Source organism: Nonomuraea lactucae, assembly GCF_003313395.1.
GTDB lineage: Bacteria > Actinomycetota > Actinomycetes > Streptosporangiales > Streptosporangiaceae > Nonomuraea > Nonomuraea lactucae.
In genome coordinates, this window is the sequence record NZ_QNFZ01000458.1 from 1 (window position 1) to 1,169 (window position 1,169).

Below are 1,169 nucleotides of genomic sequence, written 5' to 3' on the forward strand. Positions count from 1 at the left end.
CTCACCGCGCCGGGACCGAGCGTCCCCGCCTGGGCGCCGGGCGACCTGGCCACGCTGCTCACCGACCGCGGCTGGCTGGAGCACGCCCGCGACGGCACCGCCCGCTGCCTGGCCGACCTGCGGCGCGAGGAGCACAGCGTACGGCTGCGCCGCCTGGCCCACCGCACGTCCCGCACGCCGTCCATCAGCGTCGTCATGGCCACCAAGCGGCCGTCGATGGTGGCGGAGGCGCTCGCCCAGATGGCCCGCCAGCGCGGCGTCGAGGTGGAGGTGGTGCTGGGCCTGCACGGGGTGCCCTTCGAGCGGGTGCGCAGGGCGGTCGAGGACGTGCCGCTGCCGGTCGCCTGGATCGAGGCCGGCGAGGACGTGCCGTTCGGCCAGGTGCTGAACGAGGCGGCCGCCCTGGCCGGCGGCGACTACCTCGCCAAGTGGGACGACGACGACTGGTACGGCCCCGGCCACCTCGCCGACCTCGTCATGGCTGCCACCTACTCGGGGGCCGACGTGGTGGGCACGTCGGGGGAGTTCTTCTACCTGGAGCCGCTGCGCGCCACGATCAGGCGCACGACGTTCGCCAGCGGGGCCTCGTACCCGAGCGAGGTCTGGTCCGACCATGTCGCCGGCGGAACGATCCTCGTCCCCCGGGCGAAGTTCCATGACATCGGGGGCTTTCCCGCCCAGCCCCGCGCGGTCGACCGCGACTTCCTCAAAGCCGCGGCTGAGACAGGGGCCCGCATCTACCGCACCCACGGACTCGGCTACGTGCTGCGCCGCGCGCTCGGCGGCGAGCACACCTGGCAGCTGCCCCTCGCCCACTTCCTGAAGGTGGCCTCCAGCCAGTGGAGGGGGTTCCGCCCGAGCCTCCTGCTGGAGGCCTCATGAGGGTGCGCGGCATGAGGGTGCGCGGCAACGACTACCGCGTCCTGCGGCCACCGGAGAGGTTCGAGCCGTCGCTGCGGGTCAGCGTGATCGTGCCCGCCTACGGCGGCCAGGACAAGCTCGACCTGGTGCTGGCCGCGCTGGCCAGGCAGACCTACCCGGCCGGGCTCACCGAGGTCGTCGTCGTGGACAACGGCAGCTCGCCGCCGCTCCGGCTCCCCGCCGACCGCCCGCCGGGCGCCCGGCTGATCGTCTGCGACGCGCCCGGCCGGGCCAGCGCGCGCAACGCG

At 74.6% G+C, this 1,169-nt stretch carries 2 protein-coding genes; both read left to right on the forward strand.

Annotation, left to right across the window (positions count from 1 at the left end; translation table 11 throughout):
* Positions 1–882: glycosyltransferase family 2 protein (locus DQW85_RS22630; protein ID WP_113702167.1), on the forward strand; the 882-nt coding region annotated here is incomplete at its 5' end.
* On the forward strand, positions 879–1,169 hold a 291-nt coding region (locus tag DQW85_RS22635; RefSeq protein ID WP_162795249.1), incomplete at its 3' end, for a glycosyltransferase family 2 protein. The genes DQW85_RS22630 and DQW85_RS22635, both read left to right, overlap by 4 nt.